Origin of the sequence: Nonomuraea sp. 3N208 (assembly GCF_052245935.1) — a bacterium.
Classification (GTDB): Bacteria; Actinomycetota; Actinomycetes; order Streptosporangiales; family Streptosporangiaceae; genus Nonomuraea.
This window is the reverse complement of record NZ_JBQQBR010000152.1, coordinates 1-1,381: the sequence shown is the minus strand read 5'-3', so window position 1 is coordinate 1,381 and position 1,381 is coordinate 1. Positions and strand designations below refer to the sequence as shown.

At 69.9% G+C, this 1,381-nt stretch carries 1 protein-coding gene; it reads left to right on the top strand.

Annotated features, from left to right (window positions below):
* The first annotated feature begins 121 nt into the window (after positions 1-121).
* Positions 122-1,372, top strand: coding sequence for a serine hydrolase domain-containing protein (locus tag ACTWPT_RS59960; RefSeq protein WP_443186471.1), 1,251 nt, complete (start codon positions 122-124; stop codon positions 1,370-1,372).
* Positions 1,373-1,381 lie beyond the last annotated feature (9 nt).

The following is a 1,381-nucleotide window of genomic DNA, read 5'->3' as shown; positions in this document are numbered from 1 at the left end:
GCCTTGCCCGACCTGGCCGACGACGGCCACGCCGACTTGGTGGGAGAGCTGACTTCTGTCATGCGGGACCTGTGACACAGCGCACTGACCTCCGCCGAGCGGAAGGCTCAAACTGAGCGCCATGACCATTCGTCGATTCAGCACGCTCGCCTCGCGGCTGGGAGCCGCGACCCTGGCCGCCGCGCTGCTCGCAGCGGCACCCGCGGCCGCCGCCGAGGACGGCGGCCTCGACCGGCAGCGGCTGCGCCAGACGCTGGACGCCGTGCACGAGGCCGGCATGTACGGCACCTATTCGAACGTCGTGGACGGCCGGCGGAGCTGGAAGGGTGCCGCGGGCGTCGCCGACGTCGAGACCCGCCGCCCGATGCGGCCCGAGATGGTGCACCGGGCCGGGAGCATCACCAAGTCGTTCGTCGCCGTGGGCGTGTTACAGCAGGTCGGCAAGGGCACGATCGAGTTCGACGCCCCCATCGGCCGCTACCTGCCGGATCTGATCCCGGGTGAGCGCGGGCAGCAGATCACCGTACGCATGCTGCTCAACCACACCAGCCACATCGCCAACCACACCGAGGTGATCTTCCCGACGATCGAGAGCCTGGACGCCAACCGCTTGCGCGCCTTCCCGCCGCAGGAGCTGGCGCGGGCGGGGCTCGGCGCCCCAGCGACCGGGCAGCCGGGGGTGACACCCGGGTCGTACTCGAACACGAACTTCGTCATCGCCGGCCTGCTGCTGGAGAAGGTGACGGGCACGAGTGCCGAGCGGTACCTCACCGACCATGTCTTCCGGAAGGCCGGGCTGCGGCACACGTCGTTCCCGCGTACGCCGTACCTGCCTGGGCCGAGCTCCAAGGCGTACGAGGCGCTGTTCGGCTACTTCGACCCGCCCAAGGACTACAGCGTCTACAACATGTCCTGGGCCTGGACGTCGGGTGCGGTCGCCTCGACGATGGAGGACCTCAACCGCTTCTTCCGGCTGCTGCTGCGCGGCGAGCTGCTCGACGCGACTCTGCTGGCCGAGATGCAGAAGACCGTGCCCATCCGGTCCTTCTCGGGCGCCGTGATCGACTACGGTCTCGGGATCTTCCCCCTCGACCTGCCGTGCGGCAGATTCTGGGGGCACGACGGGAGCATCCCCGGCATGCAGACCTTCGCGTTCTCCAACACCGGCGGCGGCCGCCAGTTCGCCTTCGGCACCAACCTGAGGAACTACCAGCAGCTCGACGAGAACGGTAGTCCTGTCACGCACGCCATCGACTTCGCGTTCGGGAACCACTTGCTGGAGGCGGCGTGCGGGCCTGACGCGGGCGCGGCGACCAGGGCGGCACGGCCGCTCCCGGCGATCGGCGTGGACGGGGGCACGGCCACACCGTGACCGGCGGCG